Annotated in this window: 23 protein-coding genes; 14 read left to right on the top strand and 9 right to left on the bottom strand. The window is 67.9% G+C overall.

The genetic code is table 11. From position 1 onward, the window contains the following. Window positions 1–7: 7 nt before the first annotated feature. Together ACH413_RS23090 and ACH413_RS23085 are read right to left on the bottom strand one after the other, a co-directional pair. A complete protein-coding gene (locus ACH413_RS23090; protein WP_360037964.1) occupies window positions 8–2,476 on the bottom strand; it encodes a polynucleotide kinase-phosphatase in 2,469 nt (822 codons plus the stop codon). After that, complete coding sequence (locus ACH413_RS23085) at window positions 2,476–3,813, bottom strand: 3' terminal RNA ribose 2'-O-methyltransferase Hen1 (RefSeq protein ID WP_360037961.1); 1,338 nt, start codon at window positions 3,811–3,813, stop codon at window positions 2,476–2,478. The genes ACH413_RS23090 and ACH413_RS23085 overlap by 1 nt, the downstream gene beginning before the upstream one ends. A gap of 54 nt (window positions 3,814–3,867) precedes the next feature. Between ACH413_RS23085 and ACH413_RS23080 the strand changes: the two genes are divergently transcribed. The 5 genes from ACH413_RS23080 to ACH413_RS23060 all read left to right on the top strand — a co-directional run bounded on the left by ACH413_RS23080 (window position 3,868) and on the right by ACH413_RS23060 (window position 8,355). After that, a complete protein-coding gene (locus ACH413_RS23080) occupies window positions 3,868–5,844 on the top strand; it encodes a thioredoxin domain-containing protein (protein ID WP_360037958.1) in 1,977 nt (658 codons plus the stop codon). A 52-nt stretch (window positions 5,845–5,896) separates the two neighbouring features. Beyond that, window positions 5,897–6,451, top strand: a complete 555-nt coding sequence (locus tag ACH413_RS23075; protein WP_360037955.1) for a hypothetical protein — start codon at window positions 5,897–5,899, stop codon at window positions 6,449–6,451. 10 nt (window positions 6,452–6,461) lie between these two features. Beyond that, window positions 6,462–7,265: a hypothetical protein gene (locus tag ACH413_RS23070; protein WP_360037952.1), complete on the top strand. Its 804-nt coding sequence runs from the start codon at window positions 6,462–6,464 to the stop codon at window positions 7,263–7,265. Then, window positions 7,262–7,798, top strand: a complete 537-nt coding sequence (locus ACH413_RS23065; RefSeq protein WP_360037949.1) for a hypothetical protein — start codon at window positions 7,262–7,264, stop codon at window positions 7,796–7,798. Before ACH413_RS23070 ends, ACH413_RS23065 begins: the two co-directional genes overlap by 4 nt. Window positions 7,799–8,184: 386 nt before the next feature. Then, window positions 8,185–8,355 carry a hypothetical protein gene (locus ACH413_RS23060; RefSeq protein WP_360037946.1) on the top strand — a complete coding sequence of 57 codons (171 nt, stop codon included), beginning with the start codon at window positions 8,185–8,187 and terminating at the stop codon, window positions 8,353–8,355. A gap of 5 nt (window positions 8,356–8,360) precedes the next feature. On the opposite strand, the gene ACH413_RS23055 is transcribed toward ACH413_RS23060, so the two are convergent. Continuing rightward, complete coding sequence (locus ACH413_RS23055; RefSeq protein ID WP_360037943.1) at window positions 8,361–9,299, bottom strand: DMT family transporter; 939 nt, start codon at window positions 9,297–9,299, stop codon at window positions 8,361–8,363. A 47-nt stretch (window positions 9,300–9,346) separates the two neighbouring features. On the opposite strand from ACH413_RS23055, the gene ACH413_RS23050 reads away from it, so the two are divergent. Then, window positions 9,347–10,699, top strand: a complete 1,353-nt coding sequence (locus tag ACH413_RS23050; protein ID WP_360037940.1) for a PLP-dependent aminotransferase family protein — start codon at window positions 9,347–9,349, stop codon at window positions 10,697–10,699. Here ACH413_RS23050 and ACH413_RS23045 read toward each other — a convergent pair. Beyond that, a complete protein-coding gene (locus tag ACH413_RS23045; protein WP_360037937.1) occupies window positions 10,696–10,845 on the bottom strand; it encodes a hypothetical protein in 150 nt (49 codons plus the stop codon). The two genes, ACH413_RS23050 and ACH413_RS23045, sit on opposite strands and share 4 nt — an antisense overlap. Before the next feature lie 90 nt (window positions 10,846–10,935). On the opposite strand from ACH413_RS23045, the gene ACH413_RS23040 reads away from it, so the two are divergent. Genes ACH413_RS23040 through ACH413_RS23020 form a run of 5 tightly spaced genes read left to right on the top strand, consistent with a single transcriptional unit; the run spans window position 10,936 to window position 16,975 of the window. Beyond that, window positions 10,936–12,465, top strand: coding sequence for an ATP-dependent DNA ligase (locus tag ACH413_RS23040; protein WP_360037934.1), 1,530 nt, complete (start codon window positions 10,936–10,938; stop codon window positions 12,463–12,465). Between the two features lie 19 nt (window positions 12,466–12,484). Then, window positions 12,485–13,750, top strand: a complete 1,266-nt coding sequence (locus ACH413_RS23035; RefSeq protein ID WP_360037931.1) for a GNAT family N-acetyltransferase — start codon at window positions 12,485–12,487, stop codon at window positions 13,748–13,750. 60 nt (window positions 13,751–13,810) lie between these two features. Then, window positions 13,811–15,250 carry a GuaB1 family IMP dehydrogenase-related protein gene (locus ACH413_RS23030; RefSeq protein ID WP_330271018.1) on the top strand — a complete coding sequence of 480 codons (1,440 nt, stop codon included), beginning with the start codon at window positions 13,811–13,813 and terminating at the stop codon, window positions 15,248–15,250. Window positions 15,251–15,254: 4 nt separating this feature from the next. After that, window positions 15,255–16,208, top strand: a complete 954-nt coding sequence (locus ACH413_RS23025) for an ABC transporter ATP-binding protein (protein ID WP_360037928.1) — start codon at window positions 15,255–15,257, stop codon at window positions 16,206–16,208. Further along, a complete protein-coding gene (locus ACH413_RS23020) occupies window positions 16,205–16,975 on the top strand; it encodes an ABC transporter permease (protein ID WP_360037926.1) in 771 nt (256 codons plus the stop codon). Before ACH413_RS23025 ends, ACH413_RS23020 begins: the two co-directional genes overlap by 4 nt. A gap of 64 nt (window positions 16,976–17,039) precedes the next feature. On the opposite strand, the gene ACH413_RS23015 is transcribed toward ACH413_RS23020, so the two are convergent. Together ACH413_RS23015 and ACH413_RS23010 are read right to left on the bottom strand one after the other, a co-directional pair. Beyond that, window positions 17,040–18,332 (bottom strand): PhoH family protein, encoded by a 1,293-nt coding sequence (locus ACH413_RS23015; RefSeq protein WP_396425150.1) that lies wholly within the window; start codon window positions 18,330–18,332, stop codon window positions 17,040–17,042. Between the two features lie 400 nt (window positions 18,333–18,732). Then, window positions 18,733–19,983, bottom strand: a complete 1,251-nt coding sequence (locus ACH413_RS23010) for a DUF885 domain-containing protein (protein ID WP_360037920.1) — start codon at window positions 19,981–19,983, stop codon at window positions 18,733–18,735. Between the two features lie 229 nt (window positions 19,984–20,212). Between ACH413_RS23010 and ACH413_RS23005 the strand changes: the two genes are divergently transcribed. Together ACH413_RS23005 and ACH413_RS23000 are read left to right on the top strand one after the other, a co-directional pair. Continuing rightward, window positions 20,213–20,470, top strand: coding sequence for a hypothetical protein (locus ACH413_RS23005; RefSeq protein ID WP_360037917.1), 258 nt, complete (start codon window positions 20,213–20,215; stop codon window positions 20,468–20,470). An 89-nt stretch (window positions 20,471–20,559) separates the two neighbouring features. Further along, a complete protein-coding gene (locus ACH413_RS23000) occupies window positions 20,560–20,826 on the top strand; it encodes a hypothetical protein (protein WP_360037914.1) in 267 nt (88 codons plus the stop codon). Between the two features lie 57 nt (window positions 20,827–20,883). Here the strand turns inward: ACH413_RS23000 and ACH413_RS22995 are convergent, their stop codons facing one another. Further along, complete coding sequence (locus tag ACH413_RS22995) at window positions 20,884–21,666, bottom strand: isoprenyl transferase (RefSeq protein ID WP_360037911.1); 783 nt, start codon at window positions 21,664–21,666, stop codon at window positions 20,884–20,886. 77 nt (window positions 21,667–21,743) lie between these two features. Here ACH413_RS22995 and ACH413_RS22990 point away from each other — a divergent pair, with 77 nt between their 5' ends. Further along, the gene (locus tag ACH413_RS22990; protein WP_360037908.1) at window positions 21,744–22,415 is read left to right on the top strand and encodes a hemolysin III family protein; all 672 of its coding nucleotides are present in this window, start codon (window positions 21,744–21,746) and stop codon (window positions 22,413–22,415) included. Window positions 22,416–22,501: 86 nt separating this feature from the next. On the opposite strand, the gene ACH413_RS22985 is transcribed toward ACH413_RS22990, so the two are convergent. Both ACH413_RS22985 and ACH413_RS22980 read right to left on the bottom strand, forming a co-directional pair. Beyond that, window positions 22,502–23,896, bottom strand: a complete 1,395-nt coding sequence (locus ACH413_RS22985) for a hypothetical protein (protein WP_360037905.1) — start codon at window positions 23,894–23,896, stop codon at window positions 22,502–22,504. Window positions 23,897–24,090: 194 nt separating this feature from the next. Next, complete coding sequence (locus ACH413_RS22980; RefSeq protein WP_360037902.1) at window positions 24,091–24,606, bottom strand: tyrosine-type recombinase/integrase; 516 nt, start codon at window positions 24,604–24,606, stop codon at window positions 24,091–24,093. Between the last annotated feature and the right edge of the window lie 234 nt (window positions 24,607–24,840).

Here is a 24,840-nt window from a genome sequence, read left to right as displayed (position 1 = left end):
TCGAGGATCACAGTCGTGGGTCCACCGGTTCTGATTCCAACGCCAACACTCCGAACACGCACTCGTGCACGCGCCACAACGGCTCGCCGCGCACGAGACGTTCCAACGCCTCGATGCCCAGGGCGTACTCGCGCAGGGCGAGTCCGCGCTTGCGACCGAGAGCGCGCTTGCGCAGCCGCGACAGGTTCGAAGGCGTCGTGTAGTCCGGGCCGTAGATGATCCGCAGGTACTCGCGCCCGCGCACCTTCACGGCCGGCTGCACGCGTCCGCCGAGGTTCGCCAGCGGCTTCACGACCATGCCCTCGCCGCCGTCCGCGGTCAGCTCCTCCCACCACCGCACACCGGCGGCCACCTGCGCGGGGTCGCCGACGTCGACCACCAGGTGCCGGGTCTGCTGGAACAACGGACCTTCCAGCCGGGCCAACACCGACAGGTGCCACAGGTGCGAACGGTCGTGGAACGTCTGTCCCTCCGCCGCGAGCAACTGGAACGGCGCGATCCGCACGCCCTCCAATCCCTCCGTCGGCCAGCAGTACCGCTCGTAGGCGGCGCTGTAGGCCGCGGCGTTCGAAGCACGCTGCGACGTGCGCGCGAGCAGGTCCGCCACATCCACGCCACGAGCGGCAGCCGCGGACAAAGCGTCGACCGCCACCGGCAGCGCGCCACCGGCCGCCGCCCCGACCGCCGCGTACTGCTCGCGGATCAGCCCGGACGCCTTGGCGTTCCACGGCATCAGCTCGGCGTCGAGGAGCAGCCAGTCCGTGGCGAACTCCTCGAACAGCCCGGCGCACGCCGAACGCACACCGTCGAGCAGTTCGACGCCCAGCGCGCCGTCGAAGAACGCACGCCCGGTGCGCGTGTAGATCGCACCGCCTTCCTTGCGCACCAACAACACCGCACGCGAGCCCATGTGCTTCTCCTCGCAGATCACCTGCGAGACACCGGCCGCGAGGTAGTCGGCGAACGCCTCCGACGGGTGCTCCAGCACGTCGTCGCGCTGCGAGGTCGCGACAGGTGCCATCGTCGGCGGCAGGTACAGCAGGTCGTGCGGGTCGATCGCGAACCGGCTCATGACCTCCAGCGCCGAAGCCGACTGCTCCGCGCGGACCGTCACGGCACCGAGCAGCGCCGTGTCGATCCGGCGCAGACCGGTGACGTCGGTGAGCGCCAGCACGTCCGGCGCGCGCTCGACGGCCTTCGGCGGGAACGGCGCGTCGCTCTCGTACCAGACCTGATGTGCCTTCACGGAAACGGTTTCCCGCTCCGGGTAGCGCAACGCGGTCAGCTTCCCGCCGAACACCACGCCCGTTTCGAGGCACATGGTGTTGTTGATCCACTCGGCCTCGGGCACCAGGACATGGCCGTACAGCACCATCGCCGCCCCGCGGTAGTCGTTCGCCCACGGCAGGCGCACCGGCATCCCGTGCGCGTCGGTCTCGCCGGTCGTGTCACCGTACAAGGCGAAACTGCGCACCTTCCCGGACGCGCGGCCGTGGTAGCGCTCGGGCAGGCCGGCGTGCGCGACGACGAGGTTTCCGCCGTCCAGCACGTAATGCGCGACCAGCCCGTCGCAGAACCGGGTCGCGGCCAGGCGGAACTCCTCCGACTCGTGCGCGAGCTGCTCCAGCGACTTCTCCAGCCCGTGCCGGACCGTCACCTTGTGCCCGCGCATCGCCCGCACGAGCTTCTCCTCGTGGTTTCCGCGCACGCTCAAGGCGTGTCCGGCCGCGACCATGCCCATGACCAGGCGCAGCACGCCAGGGGTGTCCGGCCCGCGGTCCACCAGGTCGCCGACGAACACGGCCTTGCGGCCATCAGGCGGGACCGCGTCGACAGCGCGGCCTTCGTCGTCGCGAACCAGCGAGTACCCGAGTTCGACGAGCAGTTCCTCCAACTCGGCACGGCAACCGTGCACGTCACCGAACACGTCGAACGGACCGGTCTCGTGCTTGAGGTCGTTGAGCAGTCGCTCGTACACGATCGTCGAGTTGTCCACATCGGACTCTGAGCGCAGCACGTGGACGCGCTTGAAGCCCTCCTTGCCGAGGAACTTCAACGAGCGCCGCAACGCCGACCGGTGCCGCTTCACGACGTGCGCGCCGAAGTCGCGGTCGGGGCGCTGTGCGTTGCGCGCCAGGCACACCTCGGTCGGGGTGTCGAGCACGATCGCGACCGGCAGCACGTTCGCCTTCTTCGCGACCTCGATCAGCTTGGCGCGGTCCGGCGCCTGCACGTTGGTCGCGTCGATGACCGTGACGCGCCCGGCCTCCAGTCGCTTGGACGCCACGTAGTGCAGCACGTCGAACGCGGCCGCGGACGCCGACTGGTCGTTCTCGTCGTCGGACACGAGCCCGCGGAAGTAGTCGCTCGACAGCACCTGCGTGGGCAGGAAGTGCTTGCGCGCGAACGTGGACTTGCCGGAACCGGAGGCGCCGACCAGCACGACCAGACACAGGTCAGGGATCTTCAGTTCCATCAGTTCTCGTCTCCCAGGCTGAACACGGCCATCTGGGTCGGCGCGCCGCGTTCGGCGTCCTCCGGCCCGATCGGCACGTACCGCACGCGGTAACCACGGCGTTCGGCGACGCCGTCCGCCCACGCTTCGAACTCTGCCCGCGTCCACTCGAAACGGTGGTCCGAGTGGCGCATCTGCCCTTCCGGCAACGTCTCGAACAGCACGTTGTACTCGACGTTCGGCGTCGTCACCAGCACGGTCGCCGGTCGTGCCACGGTGAACACCGAGTGCTCCAGCGCGGGCAGGCGCGACGGGTCGACGTGCTCGACGACTTCCATCAGCACCGCCGCGTCGTAGCCGGCCAGCTCGGTGTCGGCGTACGTCAAAGCCGACTGCCGCAACGTGATCCGCTCGCGCTGACGGTCGCCCATGCGGTCCAGGTGCAGCTTGCGCGCGGCCTCCTGCAACGCCTTCGCGGACACGTCGACACCGTGGATCTCGGTGAACTCGGGCTCGTTGACGAGCGCGCGCAGCAACGCCCCGCCGCCGCAACCGAGGTCGAGCACGCGCTTGGCCCGCGCGTCCTTCAGGGCCTTGATCACGGCCTCCTTGCGTTGCACGGCAAGGGAGATCTTCGGTTCGGCCAGCGCGTTGTCCAGCTCCTCCGGCTCGACCTCGTCGACGTCCGCGAGCCGTTCCAGGGCCGAGGTGATCAACGGTCGCTTGCGCGCCAGGTAGCGGGTGGTGATCAGCTCCTTGTCCGGGTGCGCGGCCAGCCAGCCGTCACCTGCCTTGAGCAGCTTGTCGACCTCGTCGGCCGCGACCCAGTAGTGCTTGCCGCCGTCGAGCACGGGCAGCAGCACGTAGAGGTGCTTCAGCGCGTCACTGAGCCTCACGGTGCCGGTCAGCGTCACGTCGCCGAAGCGCGAGTCGCCGTGCTCGGAGACCGTTACGTCCCAACCGAGTGGCGTGAACAGTCGCTCCGCGAGCCGGTGCGGCAGCGCGGGAACGCGGACGACCAGCGGAATCGGCGTCGCGGCGAGCTCGGGGTAGCTCTCGCTGCGGCCGTTCATGGCCGTGCGGAACACGCTGCCGAGCGCGACGGTGAGCAACGACCCGGCCGCGTACGGCCTGTCGTTGACGTATTGGGTGAGCGTGCTGCCGGGACCTCGGACGAGCGCGATGGGGTCGACCTCCAGCAGGAGGGCGACCGTGCATTCCTCGTTCGTCGCCTTCGGGTAGAAGACGTGCGCGATGCCCGAGCTCGTCGTGAAGGACTGAGCCCGGTCGGGATGCTTGTGCAGCAGGTGGCCGAGATCGGTCGCCGGCTGGTGCGTCGTGGTCATGGTGAGCAACACGAGGTCGAGTCTGATCGACAGTCGCTGTTTCCGCAGGCGATTTAGGGTGGAGGCATGACTAACCGGCTTGCGCACGCGACCAGCCCCTACCTGCTGCAGCACGCGGACAACCCGGTCGACTGGTGGCCCTGGTCCGCGGAGGCGTTCGAGGAGGCGCGACGGCGCAACGTGCCGGTGCTTCTGTCCATCGGTTACGCGGCCTGCCACTGGTGTCACGTGATGGCGCACGAGTCCTTCGAGGACGCGGAGGTCGCTGCCTTCCTGAACGCGAACTTCGTGTCGGTGAAGGTGGATCGCGAGGAACGCCCGGACGTCGACGCCGTGTACATGGAGGTCACGCAGGCCATGACCGGCCAGGGCGGATGGCCGATGACGGTGTTCCTCACGCCCGACGCGCGGCCGTTCCACGCGGGCACCTACTACCCGCCGTCGCCGCGGCCGGGCATGCCGTCGTTCACGCAGCTCATCGAGGCCGTGACGGCGACGTGGGCCGAGCGGCCGGGTGAGATCCTGGAGTCGGCTTCCGCTGTGGTGGAAGAGATTTCGCGCCACGCGGCGCCGCTGCCTCCGTCCGCTGTGGACTCGGACGCGCTGGCGGGCGCCGTGGTGTCGTTGCTGGGCGAGTTCGACCGGCGCCACGGCGGATTCGGTGGCGCGCCGAAGTTCCCGCCGTCGATGGCGCTGGAGTTCCTGCTGCGCCACCACGAACGCACCGGCTCGGTCGAGGCCGTCTCGATGGCGACCGCGACGGCCGACGCGATGGCCAACGGCGGCCTGTACGACCAGCTCGGCGGCGGGTTCGCGCGGTACAGCGTCGATGCGTCGTGGGTGGTGCCGCACTTCGAAAAGATGTTGTACGACAACGCTTTGCTGCTTCGCTTCTACACGCATCTGACGCGGGTGACGCGGTCTGACCGCTACGAGCGGGTCGCGCGGGACACGGCGTCGTTCCTGCTGAGGGATCTGCGCACGGCGGAGGGTGGGTTCGCGGCCTCGCTGGACGCGGACACCGAGGGCGTCGAGGGCCTGACCTACGTGTGGTCGTTCGAGGAACTGGGCGACGCGGCGGCCGCGTTCGGCGTGACCTCCGAACCGAACTTCGAGGACGGCAGGTCGACGCTCCGGTTCGTGTCGGAGCCGGGGGAGGAGGTGCGGGCCGCGCTGCTGGCGGTGCGCGCCGGAAGGCCGCAGCCCGGCCGGGACGACAAGGTGATCGCCTCCTGGAACGGCATGGCGATCGCCGCGCTGGCCGAGGCGGGCGCGTTCTTCGGTGAGCCGTCGTGGATCGCGGCGGCCTCGGAGGCCGCGGAGTTGCTGGCCTCGGTGCACGTGGTCGAAGGCAGGCTGCTGCGGACCTCGCGGGACGGCGTGGCGGGACCGTCGTTCGGCGTGCTGGAGGACTACGGCTGCCTCGCCGACGGCCTGCTGGCGTTGCACCAGGTCACCGGCTCGATCCGGTGGCTCGACCTGGCGTGCGGCCTGCTGGACACCGCTCTCGCGCGGTTCGCCGCCCCGGACTCGCCCGGCGCCTACTTCGACACCGCCGACGACGCCGAGACCCTGGTCCGCCGTCCCGCCGACTCGACCGACAACGCGTCGCCCTCCGGTGCGTCCTCGCTGGCCTCGGCCCTGGCGACGGCGTCCCTGCTATCGGGCGCCGATCGTTCTTCGCTGTACTTCACCGCCGCGTCGGAGGCCGTCACGCGGGCCGGTCTGCTGGCCGCGCGGGCACCCCGGTTCGCCGGCCACTGGCTGACCGTCGCCGAGGCGCTGGAAGCCGGTCCGTTGCAGGTGGCCGTGGTGGGTGCCGACGACTCGCGCCGTGCGTCGCTGTGGGCGGCGGCGGTGGCTCATGTCCCCGGAGGCGGCGTCGTCGTGGCCGGAGAGCCCTCGTCCGCGCCGTTGCTGGAAGACCGGCCGTTGGTCGACGAAGGCCCTGCGGCCTACGTGTGCCGTGGCTACGTGTGCGACAGGCCCGTCGTGACGGTAGATGCCCTGGTCACTTCGCTGACGGCGAACACCACCAGCTGATTGCAGGCGTAACGTCGATTACAACGTAATCATGTAATCAAGGGTGGTTGTAATGGGACGTGGATGGCGAGGACGAGGCGGGTGGCAGCAGGCCGACCTGCCCTCGGCCGACGACGCGGCGGCGTGGTTCGCGGGAAGGCTCCCGGACGCCTGGTTCGCCGGCGCGCCCGAGGTGATCATCGACCGCGAGGAGATCACGGTCGTCGGCACGCTGCCCGCGCTGGAGGGCGAGTTCGACGACGCCTCGCGTGCCGCGGCCGAGTCGGGCCGCATCTCGCGCTGGCGTGAGGACACCCGCGAGGAACGCATCGAGATCGCCCGCCAGGCCGAGCACCGCTACGGCCGCAAGGTCGCCTGGGGTGCCGTGCAGGGCAGCACGCGCGAACTCTTCACGCACCTGGCCGTGCCGGTCATGACGCGCCTGCGTCAGCCGGAACGCCAGGTGCTCGACACGCTGGTAGCAGCCGGTGTGGCCCGTTCACGGGCAGACGCTCTGGCATGGGCCGTGCGCCTGGTCGGCGAGCACGCGGACACGTGGCTCGACGAACTGCGTGACGCCATGTCGAAGGTCGACGATCTCCGCTCGCAGGGGCCCGATCTGGCCTAGCCTGCTGCTCGTGGATCTGACGTCGGTCGCGGAAGCGGTCGTCCGGGACGAGCCGGGCGCGTTCGAGAAGTTCATCGATGAGGCCCAGGGCCGCTCGCCCGACGAGATGTCGGCGGCGGCCCTGGTCCTGTCCTCGTCGCCGGACGTCCAGGTCAACGAGTTGCTCGGCAACCTGTTGTTCTACATCGGCGCGTGCGATGCGTTGGAGCCGTTGGTCCTGCGCGTGGTGGAAGCCTTCGAACGCGGCGACGGCGAGACCTGGGAGCGCGCTCTTCTGCTGCCTTTGCAGGACGAGGACGTCCGCGCCGGCTTGCCGCACCGCTCACGCCTTCTGGCCGCGGTGCCAACCGATTCCTGGCTCTACGGCCTGCTGATGGTCGTGGACCTAGAACCGCTGTTGGTGCTGCATCGCCCCAGTGGCACCGGTTTCGAGGTGACGATCGGCGGCCTCGGCGACAACTTCCAGCTCCACACGCTGCTCGCGTACCGCCTGGTCCCCGAGCACGTGCCCGGCGAACCGCCGCTGGACGCGTGGGTGGAGGCGGCGTCGGTGGGCGAGGACCTCCAGCCAGAGGGCGGAATCCGCGGCCAGTTCGAGCTGTCCGACGGCTTCGGCGACACGATCTGGAACGAGGGCCGCCCGTCCGACATCCCGCTGTTCGAGGGCCGCCGGGTCGTCGTGCTGGGCCCGCCGCCGTACCAGCGGTCGTGGAACACGGGCCGCCTCTACCCGATGATGACGCCTCTCGTCGACATCGCCCGCGTGCTGCCCGCCGACGAGGCTGCTTCCTGGCTCGCGAAGGTCAGCTCGTGAGTTTTTCCAGTGACAGAAGGAAAGTCCTCGACGAGTCGCTGCCGCTGGGTCGTCGCGTGACGGCGTTGTGCGGCTGCCTGAACCGCTACCGGCCGATCGGATTCCACGCGGCGTTGAGCTTCCTTCGGTTCGTGGCAGGTGACTTCACCCGTGACCCGGCCGCGTTGCCGCGCGCGATGGAACTGCTGACCGCGAGCTACACCGCCTGGCAGGCCGAACTGCACGCTTACGGCGTCCTCCGGCGACGGGCCAAGGAGTTGGGCTACCGCGTGCCGCACCCGTCCGCGCCCAACCCGAACCGTCCGTCGCACTGGTACGGCGCACCGCGCGAGGCCGCCCTTCACGCCGTGTGGTTCTGGTACTCGAAGGGCGACTCCGCGGACGTCGACGTGCACAGCCTCGCCGTTGCCTTGGTGGAGCGCGGGCGGTTCACGGCGGCGCAGCGGGAGATCTTCGACCGGGTTCTCGCTGAGCCCGGCGACTCGCGGGCGATCGTGCGGCAGATGGCGGTCGTGGTCGCGGGTGACGGCTGACCGTTCGACCGCGACTTTCGACTGCTCGGGCGGCTCTTCGAACTGACTCACGCACTCATGGATCCACGTGCTCTGACCGAGAACGAGGAGTGCTCGCTCACGACTGCGGGCGAGCCCGCCGCAGTGCTCGAGTCCGGCTTCTGGCGAGAGGTTCGCCTCGTGGACCCGGTGAGTCGAGCGATCTGGCGTGACCGATGCCGGCAGTGCGCACAGCGCCTACGTTCGTTCGACCTGTGGATCGTCTTGCCCCGCCGCGAGAACCGCGATGACCTGCTCGCGGAAGTCACCACCCCTGATCCAGTGCTGGTGCGCGGCTGCCTCGACGAGTTGCCGGCACCAAGGCGCGCGGTCTGCTCCTGGGTTGATACCGCTGTCCTTGGTGCTGGTTGCTGGGGCTCAACCTGTCCGGTCCCATCGGCGGAGCGTGGGTCGTCGCGTCGGTCGCCTGGTTCGCGTTGACCCTTCTCATCACCTTCGACAGCCAGGCCGCGAACCGGATCTCGCTGCTGAAGGACGCCGCCGAGGCAACCGCGTCGTTCCGCGGCGGCAAACCCTGAAATTCTTACGGCACAACGACTTGCCCGGCAGTGTCAGACCCGTTCGCTATTGTTGAATTTGGGGGTACCCGGCCCGCGTCGTGTGTGTGGTGGGCGTCCGTTGGTTCGTGTGCGCCAGTTGGCTCGTGCGTTCCTCTCCGGAGCCCGATGACGCACCCGAGTGCGACCGTGGTGACGCCGGCGACGGACACGAGCGTGAGTTCCTGTGCGCCGAGCAGCACGGAGGTTGCCAGGCCTGAGACCGGCATCAGGCCGATGAGCACGCCCGCGCGGTCGGAGCCCAGGCGGTTCACGGCGAAGTACCAGAGTCCGAAGGCCAGCGCGGTCACCACCACGGCCAGCAGCGCGAGAGAGAAGCCCTGCCTGGCGTTCGGCATCTGCCAGCCGCCGATGAACGTGCCGAGCACCGCGCCGATCACCGTCGCCAGGATGCACGTCCAGGTGGCCACGCCGAGCACGCCGAGGCGTCGTACGACTCCCACGGCGAACAAGGTGAAGCAGACCTCGCCGGCCATCGTGACCAATGCGAGCGCAAGGCCCGGGCCGTGCCACGAGCCGCCGCCGGACAACAGCACGATGCCTGCCGCCACCACCACGGCGCCCACTACGGCCGATGCGGTTCGTTGGCGGGAGAGCAGCGCCAGTGCGATGGGGGCGCCGCCCATGACGGCGGCGACGAAGCCCGGTTCCGCGTACTGCTGGGCGGCGATGAGCACGGCGTTGAAGCCGAGCATGCCCGTGATGACCACGCCGAGCAGCGGCGGGACGTCACGCCATGACGGCATCGGCAGACGGCGTGCCACCAGCAGCAACACGGCCGCGCCGAGGGCGTAGCGCATGGCCTGACCGGTCAGGACCGGGTAGCCCTCGAGCATTCCCGTGATCGGAACGGACGCTCCGACGATCGTTGCCGCTGTCGCTCCCGCGGCCACCCCGAGTTTCATGTCCACCAGCCTTGCGCTGGACTGGTCCAGGTTTAAGCTCCACTTCGATGGCTACGAACTGGACCACTTTTCGTGAGCTGCTGTTGCCGGGGCATCAGCGGCGGCGTGGGGTGGAGGTCGAACTGCGCCGGGCGATCCGGGACGGGCGGCTTCTGCCGGGTACGCGGCTGCCGTCGAGCCGGGATCTGGCCGCGCAGCTTGACGTGGCGCGCGGGACGGTGACGTCGGCGTACACGCAGCTCGTCGCGGAGGGGTATCTCACCAGCCGGCGCGGGTCGGGGACGACGGTCGCGAGCCTCGGACCGGCCGGCGTGTGCGGTGTGCCCGAGCCGCCGCCGCGGTGGCGGTACAACCTGCGGCCCGGGCTGCCGGCGTTGGGTGCGTTTCCCCGCGCCGAGTGGGTGGCGGCTCACCGCTCGGCGCTCGCCGAGCTCCCCGACGAGGACCTCGCTTATCCCGACCCGGCCGGGTTTGTGGGGCTGCGCAAGGAGATCGTCGACTACCTCTCGCGGGTGCGGGCGGTCGTCGCGAAGGACGCGGTGATCACCAACGGCGCGGCGGACGGGTTGCAGCTCACCGCCCGGATCCTGAACGGCAGCATCGCGATCGAGGAACCCAGCCACTTCGGCGGCGAGAACATGCTGCGGTCGCACGGGCTGAACACCGTGCCGATTCCGGTGGACGACAAGGGCATCAGGGTCGATCTTCTGTCCAAAACGGACTGCAAAGCGGTGCTGGTCACTGCGGCACACCAGTTTCCGCTCGGTGTGGTGCTGCATCCGGAACGGCGGCGGGCGCTCGTCGACTGGGCCCGCGAGCGGGACGCGTTGATCATCGAGGACGACTACGACGCCGAGCACCGGTACGACCGGCCGGCCTTGAGCGCGTTGCAAGCCCTTGCGCCCGAGCACGTGGTGTACCAGGGCACGACGAGCAAGGTGCTGGCGCCGGCGTTGCGCCTCGGGTGGCTCGTGGTGCCGGAACGGCTGCGCGAAGGCATCGTGCAACGCAAGCAGTACAACGACATGGGCACCGGCACGATCCCGCAGGCCGCGTTCGCGCACCTGTTGCGGACGGGTGGCTATGACCGGCATCTGCGCCGTACGCGCGCGCTCTACCGGAAGAGGCGGGACGCGCTGCTGGAGGCCGTTGCGGAGCATCTGCCCGCATGGCAGCCCATCGGCGTCGCGGCTGGTCTGCACGTCGTGCTGCGCATGCCTGACGGGACGGACGACCTCGCGTTGAAGAGCAGGCTCGCGGAGCGTGGCATGCACGTCTGGGCGTTGGCGCAGTACACGCGCACGCCCATGTGGCCCGGTTTGGTGCTCGGTTACGCGGCGCTCACCCCTGACCGTCTGCGCGAGGCGGTCAGGGAGATCGCCGACGTCGCGGTGGCCTAGAGGATGTGCTCGCGAGCGGTGGTCATGATGTGCTCGCGGTCGCTCATGATGTGTTCGCGGTCGGTGCCGTCGCCGGTGGCGCTGAGCGTCGTCACCGCGGCGGCGGCGAACAGCAGTGCGGCCGCGACGATCTTGAAAGCGTTCATGGTTCGGTAAACCCCCAGGTAGAACGGTTGGCGGGGCAGCCTAGCCCGCGCCTCCAGAAATTGTCAGTGCCGGGGTGCACCATTGAACACGTGCTTCTCTCCGAAGTGGTCGACACGTCAGCCGCCGTCGCGGCGACGCGGTCGCGCCTGGCCAAGGTCAAGGCGCTGTCCGCGTTGCTGCGCGCGGCGACGGCGGACGTAGTGGTCGCGGTGGTGTCGTTCCTCATCGGCACCCCGCGGCAGGGTCGTATCGGTGCGGGCTGGCGCACCGTCGTCGATCTGGCCGTGCCTGCGGCCGATCGTGCCGAACTGACGATCGCCGAGGTCGACGCCGCGCTCGCCGAGGTGGCCGCGACGTCCGGCAAGGGCTCGGCGCAGCGCCGGGTCGACCTGCTGACGGCGTTGTTCGGGCGGTCGACAGAGGCCGAGCAGGACTTCTTACGTCGGTTGCTCACCGGCGAGCTCCGGCAGGGCGCGCTGGAGGGCGTGATGCTCGACGCGATCGCCTCCGCCGCGGACGTGCCGGGCGAGACGGTGCGGCGCGCGTTCATGCTGTCCGGCCGCTTACCGGAGACCGCCGTGGCCGCCCTGGACGGCGGCGCGCCGGTCCTGGAGGCGTTCCGGCTGGAGGTCGGGCGCCCTCTGCGACCGATGCTGGCCTCGCCCGCGGAGTCACTGGACGAGGCGCTGACCGAGCTCGGCAGCGTCGTGGTGGAGCACAAGCTCGACGGCGCGCGCATCCAGGTGCACCGCTCCGGCGACGAGGTCCACGTCTACACGCGCACGTTGCGCGAGATCACCAAGACGGTGCCTGAGCTGGTCGAACTCGTGCGAGGCCTGCCGTGCACGTCGGTGGTGCTCGACGGCGAGACGCTGGCGCTGACCGACGAGGGGAGACCGCGCCCGTTCCAGGAGACGATGAGCCGGTTCGGCGCGCAGGACGAACGCGAGCTGCTGCTGCACCCGTACTTCTTCGACTGCCTGCACCTCGACGGCAAGGACCTGCTCGACGAGCCGTTGCGCGACCGCCTCGCCGCACTGCGGCAGGTGGCGGGCGAGCACGTCATCCCGGGCGTGCTGGACCCCTCACCGGAGGAGGCGGCGGCCGTCGTCACGGCGGCGCTGGCCGCGGGCCACGAGGGCGTGATGGTGAAGTCGCTGGCCTCGCCCTACGCGGCCGGCCGGCGCGGCAAGGCCTGGCAGAAGGTGAAGCCGGTGCACACGCTCGACCTGGTCGTGCTCGGCGTCGAGTGGGGCAGCGGCCGCCGCCGCGGCTGGCTCTCGAACCTGCACCTCGGCGCCCGCGACCCGGACGGCGGCCCGCCCGTGATGGTCGGCAAGACCTTCAAGGGCCTCACCGACGAGCTGCTGAAGTGGCAGACCAAGGCCCTGCAGGAGATCGCCGCCGAGCAGAACGACTGGGTGGTCATGGTCCGCCCGGAGCTGGTGATCGAGATCGAACTGGACGGCGTGCAGGTCTCGCCGCGCTACCCCGGTGGCGTCGCGCTGCGGTTCGCCCGCGTCGTGCGCTACCGCCCGGACAAGGACCCGTCGGAAGCGACGACCATCGAGGAGGTGAGGGCGCTTCTGCCTGCCGCACAACCGAATCCCGAGGGCTGACCGCCGCTAGTTTGGTGGCATGGGGGAAAGCCAGGAGCTCAGCCGCGTCTACGCCGAGCCGGACGACTTCGCGCAGTGGACGGAGCTGGACCGCGGCGCGACGCTGAGCTGGTACGACGGGCGGGCTCTCGCCGTGCAGGACTTCGGCTTCACCGTCCGCGTGGTCCTGCCGATCAGCCTCGACACCGGAGAAACGGTGCGGATCGAGGTCTGGGTCGGCCTCGACTTCGGCGACGGTGGCGAACTCGCCTCCCAGCTGGAGAACGGCTGGCGCGGTGTGCCCGCCCGAGGCCTCCTGCTCAACGTGGTCGAGCCCTGGCCGGAGGTCTACGGCGCCCCGGTGACGTTCGCCGGAGAACCAGGCGAGTGGCTGCCCCACGTCACCGGATCCGAGCACCCGGTCCTGCACCGCGTGATCACCGAGAAGTGGCCGGTCAGCGTGCTCGCGCTCGGTCGGTACTGGTTCGAAAATCGGGTGCGGGCACCAGTGCCCGGCGATAGCGTCGAACCAGTGACCGACGTTTCCGCGCTGCTCAGCGCCTTCGACACCCAGGCTCGACCCTCCGAGTGGGAGGCGTATGCCGACGCCGTGCGGGACTCGGAGGTGTTCCGGGTCGCCTGGGAACATCGCCGCGGTTTCGTCGCGGGGCCGCCCAACCTCAGCCTCGAGGGCGCCGAACTGGACGCGGTGATCGCACGCCAGCGCGACTTCTTCGCCGCGCGCGGGCAGTCCGTCGAGTGGAAGACCTGGGGCCACGACAAGCCCGCTGACCTGCCGCAACGGCTGGAGGCGGCCGGGTTCGTCTCCGATGGCCGCGAGACCGTGCTCATCGGGCGCGCCGAGGAGATGGCGGGTCCGGTCCACCTCGAGGACGGGATCGTCCTGCGCGAGACCAGGGACGAGGCCGACTTCCGGCGGCTGGCCGCCACGGCCACCGAGGTGTTCGAGCGGGACAGCAGCTGGCTCGTCGACTACCTGCTGGACAAGCAGGACGACCCCAACACGGTCGTCGTGGTCGCGGAAGCCGGCGGTCAGGTCGTGTCGTCCGCGCGGCTGGAGATCGTGCCGGGCACCGAGTTCGGCGGGCTTTGGGGCGGCGGCACGCTCGCGCCGTGGCGAGGTAAGGGCATCTACCGCGCTCTCGTGGCACACCGTGCGCGCATCGCGATCGAACGGGGCGTGAAGTACCTGCAGGTCGACGCGACGGAGGACAGCAGGCCGATCCTGGAACGCCTCGGGTTCGTCGTGGTGACCACGGCCACCGGCTACATCTGGCAGCCGTGACGCGTCCGCCCGCGTGAGACCGGCTGCCCAAGTGAGACACGGCGCGTATCGTGGAAGCACGTGCGGTTCATCGAAGGGCATCGACCCTCTTACGACCTGACCTACGACGACGTCTTCCTCGTTCCCGGCCGCAGTGCCGTGGAGTCCCGGTTCGGCGTCGACCTCTCCACATCGGACGGCACCGGGGCCACGATCCCCATCGTCGTCGCGAACATGACGGCCGTGGCCGGGCGGCGGATGGCGGAGACCATCGCGCGGCGGGGCGGGCTCGTCGTCATCCCGCAGGACGTGCCGACCGAGGCCGTCGCGGAGATCATCGCGTGGGTCAAGGAGCGGCATCCCGTCTGGGACACCCCGTTGACGCTCACGACGCGTGACGCCGTGGCGGACGCCTGGAACCTGTTGCACAAGCGGGCGCACGGGGCTGTTGTCATCGTGGACGACGGTGGGCGGCCTCTCGGCGTTGTCGACGAGGCCGCGCTCACGGGCGTGGACCGGTTCGCGCGCCTTGGCGATGTCATGAACACCGATGTGCTGAAGCTGTCGCTCGACTCACGGCCTCAGGACGTGTTCGACGAACTCCACCACAGCGCGCACAAGATCGCGTTGGGCGTGGACGACTCGCTGCGGCTGAGGGGCGTGCTGACCGAGCTGACGGCGCTGCGGGCCGAGGTCTACCAGCCGGCCAAGGACGACGACGGGAAGCTGCGCGTCGCGGCCGCCGTCGGGGTCAACGGGGACGTGCGGGCCAAGGCCGAAGCGTTGATCAAGGCCGGGGTGGACGTGCTGGTCGTGGACACCGCGCACGGGCACCAGGAGAAGATGATCGCGGCGCTCAAGGCCGTGAAGGAAGCGAACCCGAGCGTGCCGGTCGCGGCGGGCAACGTCGTCACCGCGGAGGGCGTGCGGGACCTGGTCGAGGCCGGCGCGGACATCATCAAGGTCGGTGTCGGGCCCGGCGCCATGTGCACCACGCGGATGATGACCGGTGTGGGCCGGCCGCAGTTCAGCGCCGTCGCGGAGTGCTCGGCGGAGGCGCGCAGGCTCGGCAAGCACGTGTGGGCCGATGGCGGCGTGCGGCACCCACGCGACGTGGCGCTGGCGTTGGCCGCAGGGGCCAGCAGCGTGATGGTCGGCAGCTGGTTCGCGGGCACCTACGAGTCGCCCGGGGATCTGCAGCGGGATGAGCGCGGGAACCTCTACAAAGAATCCTTCGGAATGGCGTCGAAGCGCGCTGTGACGGCGCGGACGCGCAGCGACAACGCGTTCGACCGGGCCAAGAAGGGGTTGTTCGAAGAGGGCATCTCCACGTCGAAAATGCGGTTGGACCCGGTGCGCCCGAGCGTGGAGGACCTGCTCGATGCGATAACGTCCGGCGTTCGCTCGGCCTGCACGTATGCCGGTGCGAACTCGCTGGAGGAATTCCACGACAAGGCTGTGCTCGGCATCCAGTCCGCCGCTGGATTCGCGGAGGGAAGGCCGTTGCCAGGGGGATGGTGAAAAAGTGGACGAAGCGGTCTCGGTAAGAGATCTCCGCAAAGTCTATAAAACGGGACAAAAACCCGCGGTGGACGGATTGAGTTTCGAGGTCCGCCGGGGTGAGGTCTTCGGATTGCTCGGGCCCAACGGCGCGGGCAAGACGACCACGGTCGGTGTCCTCACCACGCGCGTCCGCCCCACCTCGGGGCAGGCGTTCGTGGAGGGCGTCGACGTCGTGGCCGACTCCAAGCGCGCACGGCAGTTGCTCGCGGTCGTGCCGCAGCGCAACAACCTCGACCGGTCGCTCAACGCGCGGCAGAACCTGTTGTTCCACGCGGCTTATCACGGCATCGGCCCGAAGGAACGGCAGGCGCTCGCCGACGACATCCTCGAGCGGATGGGCCTCAAGGACCATCAGAACGCGCTCGTCGACACGTTGTCCGGCGGTCAGGCGCAACGGCTGATGATCGCCCGTGCGCTGATGCACCGTCCCAAGGTCCTGTTCCTCGACGAACCGAGCACCGGACTCGACCCGCAGGCCAGGCTCTTCGTCCACGAACGCGTCGCCGCACTGCACGCGGACGGCGTCACCGTCGTGCTCACCACGCACGACATGGACGAGGCCACGAAGCTGTGCGACCGCGTCGGCATCGTCGACCACGGCAAGCTGCTCACCCTGGACACACCGGAAGAGCTCACGAAGAGCCTGCCCGGCAGCAACACCGTGGGCGTCACGGTGAGCCCGAACGGCAGCGAGCCCGCCAAGATCACCCAGGGACTGTCCGAAGTGGAGGGTGTGCAGCGGGTCGAGGACCTGAACAACGTGTTCCGCGTCTACACCGACAGCGACACCTCGATCACGCTGCCCGCCGTGCTGAACGTCCTGCGGGACCTCGACGTCACGGTCAGCGACGTCGCGATCGGCAAGCCCAGCCTGGAAGACGTCTTCATCCACCTGACCGGCAGGGAGCTTCGGTGAGCCAACTCAGGACGTTCCAGGCGATCCTGTGGCGCGACGTCTTCGTCACGGGCCGCGAACTGCCGAGCTTCCTCGCGCAGGTGATCATCCAGCCGTTCTTCATCCTCTTCATCTTCGCGAAGGTGCTGGGGGACATCGGGTACGTGCAGAACGACTTCGCGCAGGTGCTGCTGCCCGGCATCATCGCGATGAACGGGTTCTTAGGCGCGTTGCAGAACACGACGCTCCCGCTGGTGCTCGACTTCTCGTGGACGCGCGAGATCGAGGACCGGCTGCTCGCGCCGATCTCGATTCCGCTCGTCGCGGTGGAGAAGATCGTGTTCGGCGCGATCCGCGGGTTCTTCGCGGCCGTGCTGATGGTGCCCGTCGGGTTCGTGATGCTCGACGTGTCGTGGGCGTGGTCGGGAATCCCCGGCGCGTTGCTGGTGATCATCCTCGGCTGTCTCGCCGGTGGCAGTGTCGGCCTCGTCATCGGCACGTCGGTGCCCGCGCGCCGGGTCAACGTGATGTTCGCGGTGATCCTCACCCCGATCCTGTTCACGGGCTCCGCCCAGTTCCCGTGGCGGTCGCTGAGCGACGACCTGCTGTGGTTCAAGGTGATCTGCGCGCTCAACCCGCTGACGTACGTGAGCGAGGGCATGCGCGCGGAACTGGTGCCGGACGTGCCGCACATCCCGTTGCCGATCGTCCTGGGCGTGCTCGTCCTCGCGATCGCCGGCTTCGGCGGGCTCGGCCTGCGCGGCTTCATGAAACGGGCCCTGGACTAGGCCCCGGACGCAGAAAACGGCCCCGCGCAACGAAAGCTGCGCGGGGCCGTTCTCGTTCACGGAACTACGAGGCGTAGTCCTCCAGCATCTCGGTGACGAGGGCCGCGATCGGCGAACGCTCCGAGCGCGTCAGCGTGACGTGAGCGAAGAGCGGGTGGCCCTTCAGCTTCTCGATCACCGCCGCCACGCCGTCGTGCCGGCCGACCCGCAGGTTGTCGCGCTGCGCCACGTCGTGCGTCAGCACCACCCGCGAGTTGCTGCCCAGACGCGACAGCACGGTCAGCAACACGTTGCGCTCCAACGACTGCGCCTCGTCCACGATCACGAAGGAGTCGTGCAGCGAGCGGCCGCGGATGTGGGTGAGGGGCAGGACCTCGAGCATTCCGCGGTCCATCACCTCTTCCACCACCGCCTGGCTCACCAGCGCGCCGAGGGTGTCGAACACCGCCTGCGCCCACGGCCCCATCTTCTCGTTCTCGCTACCCGGCAGGTAGCCGAGCTCCTGGCCACCGACCGCGTACAACGGCCGGAACACCACGACCTTGCGGTGCTGCCTTCGCTCCATCACGGCCTCGAGACCGGCGCACAGCGCCAGTGCCGACTTGCCGGTGCCCGCACGCCCGCCCAGCGAGACGATGCCGACTTCGGAGTCCAGCAGCAGATCCAGTGCGATCCGCTGTTCGGCGGACCTCCCGTGCAGTCCGAACGCCTCCCGATCTCCGCGCACCAGCTTGATCTGCTTGTCCGCGGTCACCCGGCCCAGCGCACTCGAGGTGCCCGCCAGCAACCGGATTCCGGTGTGGCAGGGCAGTTCCGCGATCTGCTCCAGGTCCTCGTACTGGGTGGGGTCGACGACGTTCTCCTTGAACAGGGTGTCCACGAGGGACTGCGGGACGTCCATGTCGGACATTCCCGTCCAGCCTGACAGGGTGACGTCGTGCGCCCGGTACTCCTCCGCCTGCAGGCCGACCGATCCGGCCTTGACCCGCAGCGGCATGTCCTTCGTCACCAGGGTGACGTTGCGCCCCTCAGCAGCGAGGTTGAGGGAGCACGCGAGGATTCGGGCGTCGTTGGAGTCCGTTCGGAAACCTGATGGCAACACCTCCGGGTCGGAGTGGTTGAGCTCGACGTGCAAGGTGCCTCCCAGATCCCCGATGGGGATCGGCGAATCGAGGCGACCATGCCGCAAGCGCAGGTCGTCGAGCAGTCGCAGGGCTTCCCTCGCGAACCAGCCCAGTTCGGGGTGGTGGCGCTTGCCCTCCAGCTCGCTGATCACCACGAGCGGGAGCACGACCTCGTGCTCCGCGAAACGGGTGGCGGCGAGAGGATCGGACAGCAGTACCGACGTGTCCAGCACATATGTCGTGATGGCTGGGGCGGCGGACTTGCGCCGGGAGGAAGAACTGCGCGATGAGCCTGAGGAACGGCTCGCGGGACGTCGTGCGTTCACGGCAACTCCCTCACGAACGCGGCACCCGCGTCCGCTCCTCGCTGGGCCAGGCACCACCCTGATTGATCGTCTTGCCCTCCGCCGGTGTGGCGTCAGGCAGGTCGACCACGAGGGCCGGGTGCCGGCCCCCTCGCGACGTTGTCTGCCACGATCAGAGCCTCCCTGCGCGGTCCGCAGTGGTCGCGTCCCGCCGCTTTCGAAGTTACCTGCGGAAGTGCCCCATCTGCACGAAGCCACACAGGTGAATCCCGATTTGTCATCTGCCCGAAAACAACCCGAAACGTGACCGCAGCCGTGTTTTTGCTGGTCAGATGCTGTTCTCGTGGGTGTTGTGCGCCAACCACGAGACACCGTCCCTGACCTGGGATTCGAGTGATTTCGGCACGAGCGGCTCGTCGAGAAGCCTCAGATAGCGGTCGTCGAGCGATTCACCGGGCGCGCGGACGTCGAGCCAGGCCCGAACGAGACGTACCCCTTCGACGTATGTCGTGGTGTACGCGCGCCACAGCGGATCGGCCAGAAAACGGACCATTTGCCGTGCGCGGCGATCGGGGACTAGCAGCCACCTGCGCAGATGCGCAACCACGTCATCCTGATCCGCACCCCGATCGTGTAGCAGCAGAGCGGCGTCCTGCCGCACCGTGAGCAGGCCCGATGCCGCCGACTCGACCTTTTCGGACAGTTCGCCGTCCATTCGCAACCCGAGGTCGCCGAGGATCCGCTCCGTCCACACGCCCCAGCCCGGCCCGACCGCGGCGTGCAGGCCGAGGTCCGCCATGCCCTCGGCCATCAGGCACTGCGGCGTGTTGATCAGGAAGATCGACTGCTCCGCGTGGCCGCGCTTGGCGACCAGGCCAGCCTCCTTGCGGCAGTGCTCGGTGTGGTGGCCCGGATAGGACTCGTGCGCGACCAGGTGCGGCAGGTTCGACATGCGGTGACCCATGTCGGCGTTGATCGCGACCCTGCTGCGGTAGCCGCCGAGGTAGTAGTTGAAGCCGCTCCACGGCTTGTTCGTGACGATCTGGTACTCCACGATCTCCTGCTCGGGCAGCGCGTACTTCTGGCGCACCCGGTCCCGCAGAGCGCTCGACAGGGCCTGTACGACGCCCTGGAGCCTGCGCGCGGGCACCTCGTCGGTGTCGCGGAAGTCGGCGAGGCGGTCGGCGAGCGAGCCCGGTCCCTCGAGCACGGCGCCGAGGTTGCGGTGGGCCTGCGCGTACGCGTCCTCGTCGCCGGGGCGGATGCGGACCTGGAAGTACCGCTGGACCTCGTCGACGAACGAGATGTGCTCGCCGTCGAGCTTGCGCGCGGTGCACTCCAGCGCCGTCAGATGCGCGTCGAGGAACTGTTTGCGCTGCTCAGTGAGGTCGCTGCCGGGAATCTCCCTGCGCAGCAGACGCGCGTGGTCTCCCAGCGCCCTGGGGTGCAGGCGCGGCTCGTTGTCGACGGCGCGGCTCAGTGCCGGGTCGCCGGTGTACGAGTCGACGAACCCGGACACCAGGCGCCCGAGCCGCAGCCCCAGCACCAGGTAGCCGCGCACCAGCTCGTTGGCGTCCATGAGCCGGAGAGCTTAGAGCGTCTACCACAGCGCCTTACTCGCGACCGAATCGTGAATCGACGACCACCTGATCGGGGAATGTTGTTGATCTTGGCGTCACACAATGGGGTCACGCGGGCCGCCATTCGAGATCAATGCCTATAGCGTTTCCGCCCGGAGACCCCACCGCTCCGGAGATCCCCGAAGACTCCGGAAATGACGGGGATAACCCGACATGAAGGAGAATCACATGAAGAAGGCCTGTGCCGTGGTTGCCGCTGCAGCCGCGCTGTCGCTCGCGTTCGCCCCGGCCGCCATGGCCGGCGAGGGCCACGGTGGACACCACTGGAAGAACGGCCCCCTGCTGGTTCTGCTGAACGGCAACAACCTCAACGGCACTGTCGGTGCCTGCGGCAACAACGTCGGTGTCCTGGGCGGCGCCGTGCCGATCAACTCGCCGTCGATCACCGAGACCTGCGCCGCCGGCGGCATCGTCGACGAGGGCTGATCTCCCTTTTAGCTGTACGTCTGGGGGCGTCATTTCTGGCGCCCCCAGACGCGTTTTTCCCCGTTTAAACCTTCATGAGGAGAAATATCGTGCTGAAGAAGGCTGGCGCCGCTCTCGGTGTGGCTGCCGCGTTCCTTGCTGTTGGTTCGCCGGCGATGGCCGTTCAGGGCCACCACTGGGAGAACGCGCCGCTGCTCATCGCGGGTAACGCCAACAACCTGAACGGTGTTCTGGGTGCGTGTGGCAACAACGTCGCGGTGCTCGGTGGAGCGGTTCCGGTGAACTCGCCCTCCATCACGGAGACCTGCGCGGCCGGCGGCATCGAGGACGGCGCCGAGTGGGGCTGGGACGACTGATCTCGTCCCCAACGCTCGAAGGGGCGCTCACCTCGCGGTGAGCGCCCCTTTGTCGTGTCAGCCGCCGTACCTGCGGTGGCGCTTGGCGTACTCGCGCATGGCCCGCAGGAAGTCGGTGCGCCGGAAACCGGGCCAGTAGGCCTCGCAGAACCAGAACTCCGAGTGCGCCGACTGCCAGAGCATGAAGCCGGAGAGCCGCTGCTCACCGGACGTGCGGATGATCAGGTCGGGGTCGGGCTGCCCGGACGTGTAGAGGTGCTCCGCGATGTGGTCGACGTCGAGGACCTCGGCCAGTTCCTCGATGGTGCCGCCGCGCTCGGCGTGCGCGGTGAGGAGCTTCCGCACGGCGTCCGCGATCTCCTGCCGCCCGCCGTACGCGACGGCGACGTTGACCTGGATGCCAGTGCGGTTCTTGGTCCTGTTCGAGGCGTTCGTGAGCCGCTCGGCGTGCTCCTTGGGCAGCATGTCGAGCGCGCCGACGTGCCGAACCCGCCACGGCTTGCCGTCCTCGGCCAGCTCGTCGGTGATGTCCGCGATGATGTCGAGCAACGGCCCGAGCTCGTCGCTGTCGCGGTTGAGGTTGTCGGTGCTCAGCATCCAGAGGGTGACGACCTCCACTTTGGCGTCACCACACCAGTCGAGCAGCTCGAGGATCTTGCGAGCGCCGGCCCTGTGCCCGTGCGCGACATCGGTGAACCCGGCTTCCCTGGCCCACCTGCGGTTGCCGTCGAGAACCACGCCGACGTGCTTGGGCACCTGCGTGTTCGCGCTGAGCTCGCGGCGGAGAATCCACTCGTAGAAGTGGATAGCGACGTCTTTCACACGGGTGCGGAGTGCCACGTCCGAACAGCGTACGCCGTGCAACGTTCATCACTGAGTCGCGGTAGGAAACCTACGGTCGCGTAACCTAGGACCCTGTGACCACTGCGACCGTTCCTCCTCAGCCCGGACTGCGGCCGCGCCTGCGTGGATGGCTGCACCTCTGGTCGTTCATCGCCTCGGTGGCGACAGGCGCGACGCTCATCGCTCTAGCGGCGTCCACAGTGTCCGCGCGCGCTGCCATGGCCACCTCCGTCTACGGCCTGACAGTCCTCGGCCTCTTCGGCGTCTCGGCGCTGTACCACCGCGTGACGTGGCAGTCCGAGCGCGTGCGCACGTGGATGAAGCGGCTCGACCACTCGATGATCTTCGTGTTCATCGCGGGCACCTACACACCGTTCGCGCTGCTGGCGATGGATCCGGGGACCGGTTCGACCGTGCTCTGGGTCGTGTGGATCGGCGCGCTGCTCGGCGTGACCTTGAAGCTGGCCTGGCCGCACGCGCCGCGGTGGCTCGGGGTGCCGATCTACATCGCCCTGGGCTGGGTGGCCGTGTTCGTGCTGCCTGAGTTGCTGCACCACGCCGGGGTCGCTGCTTTGGTGCTGCTGCTGGTGGGTGGGGCGCTTTACACGGTCGGTGCGGTGTTCTACGCGACCCGGTGGCCGAATCCCTGGCCGCAGGTGTTCGGGTATCACGAGTTCTTCCACGCGGCGACTGTCGTGGCGGCGATCTGCCACTACATCGCCATCTGGCTCGCGATGTACTCCTGACCTGGTGTTTTCTAGCTAGCTGATCTTGTCAGGCCGTCTCCAGGCCGTCAGCCCGCTTCTTCGGCTTGAAGGGCGCGTTGGCGGCCTTACTGCAAGATCGTCCTGAACCTATGGAAGAAGAACATCAACTCTTCACCGCCTGGGACGGTCTTTCGCTCCTCAACGAGGGTACGGAGATCATCATCATCCAGGGCCAGGATGTACCCACGCCCGCTGGTCGCTGCATCGCGACAGTGGTCCGCAACCTCGCTCTTGTTAGAGATTCCGCGATAGCAAAGGATACCAAGAACGCCGGTCTGGACGCTGAAACGCCCGGTCAGTTGGTCGTACTCGGGGTTCTTCAGTTTCTGGCTGTAGTTTTTGCACTCGACCGGAACAAATGAGCATGGTTGTCCGTGGACTGAATGAAACCAGTGGAAGAACCCTTTTCTCGCTACGTTTGCGTAGTCGATATCGATCCGCTTGCGCCCGCCGTAAACGGGGCGTTCTATTTTGGGCATATCTAGCGCGGGATAGAGAAGCGCTGTGAGGAGTTTCTCCACTGCGGTATGGTATGCAGTTGCTCCGTCGGAGCCGGGGGTGACGCGCAATGCCGCTTCAAGTAGTTCGTCGAATTTCGCTGGCGGGGAGCCTACTGCCTCGTTCAGCTCGTCGATATCGATGAGGTGAAACTTCTGGCGAGCATCTTCTCTGTAGTCTCCAAGTAGATTTGGAGAGCGCTCCGTTACCTCTACGTTTGTCTCTTTTACGTCGGGATGAAGGCCCATGATTGACTTCTTGGTCGGAGGCCTTCGTGCGCCGCTCTTCAGGAGTCGAACGAGTTCGCTGTTGGCGGCATAGTGCTCGTCCTGCAGGACAGGCACCACAAAGTGTCGGTAGTACGTCTGGGCTGAGAATGTTCCAGAACGTCGACGGACGAACATTCGGGGGATGAGGATCAGGGGGTCGCCTTCGGGGGCTGGTAGCGAGCATACCCGCTGCGTCCACGCACGGGCCTGTCGATCCCACTCAAGCATGTGAAATCCGTCGGTCACCGGGATCGAGTACTTCGTCGCCATCGAGTTGGTGAAGTCAATCAGTGGTCCGCGAATTATATTGCTAATCACGTCCGAAATTATGTCGCGGTCGACACCTTCTACGAATAGTGCAGTCTCCTCAAGATCGCTGAGGACTCCCGATTGAGCTGCCTTGCTTTCTGCGAGCGCTGACCACATCTTGGCTGCGAGCTTGTTGCCCATCCCGTGTCCACGTGACTTACCCCTTGAAAAGCCTAGATGTGTCTCGTTTATCTCACTCAAGCTAGAGAGCAGGGCGTGTGCCTCTCCGCGCCTGCCGGTGCTGATGCAATGAAGAACGTGCCCGAAAAACGACTGGACAAGGCTCGCGCAGTGATGCGCCAGTGGTGTTGTCAAGAATCTGATGGAGCCTGGATCGACGAAACACACCACGTCGTCCGAGATGCTGACGTCGACGAACTCCAACGACTCTTGTCCTCGGCCAAGCTTGTAGAACTGGGAGACTCGCACCTTCCCCCCCTTAGGTTAGGTGCAGAAGAGGGTACATAGGGAACTGACTGGTGGGGGTCAAGACAACACAAATGGGTTAATCTTGCATCATTCCGTAATCGGTCGAGCACTCACTGCACTCCTGCTTCGGATTCTTCGATTGTTCGGGTTCAAGCGATATCAATGCTCTCTTCCTTGCCCGTGGGAGTCTTGGGCTTGAAGAGCGCGTTGGCGGCCTTCCTGCTCTTGTCGCCGCTGGATGGCATCAGGTGCGTGTAGATGCGGAGCGTGAAGCCGGGATCGCTGTGCCCGAGGTTGACGCTCAGCGCCTTGATCGAGACGCCGTTCTCAAGCTGGACGGACGCGTAGAGGTGCCGCATCGCGTGCATGCCGTCGTCTTGCGGCACGTAGATCAGGCCAGCCCGTGCGAACGCCGGATGCCACACGCCCATGTTGAACCTCTGTCGTCGGCAGGCGTTCTTGTCCGGGGTCGTCATGAGCAGCCGGACCGTCACGAGACGCCCGCCAGGCTTCTCCCAAGGCAGCGTGACCGTGACCGGTCGGAACTCGTCCATGTAATCGTCCAGCTCATCCAGGACGCCGTCACCGGCCGGGACGCTGCGTTCCTTCTTGCTCTTGGGCGGAGCGAACACGAGCGTGTTCTTCCCGATCCGTACCTGCCGCACGACGTGCAGTGAGCGGAGGAACGGCGACCGGTTGGACCAGCGCGAACTCAGTCGCGCCTTCGCAGCCAGCTCTGGCCGCACTGAGGGCTGTCAGCCAGCCGTCAACGCTTGTCTCTGTCTCCTCCGTGGCGCTGATCGAGCTTGAGCGACACGAACACTTGTACCGGTGGAGCCACTCGTTCACAGCTAAGTTAGGACAGTAACGCCTGCACGGTGCACCTCGACTTCAAGGAG

The organism is Lentzea sp. NPDC020367, from assembly GCF_044387305.1.
GTDB lineage: Bacteria > Actinomycetota > Actinomycetes > Mycobacteriales > Pseudonocardiaceae > Lentzea.
Note: the sequence above shows the minus strand (reverse complement) of the source record. Positions and strands in the feature narration are given on the sequence as shown.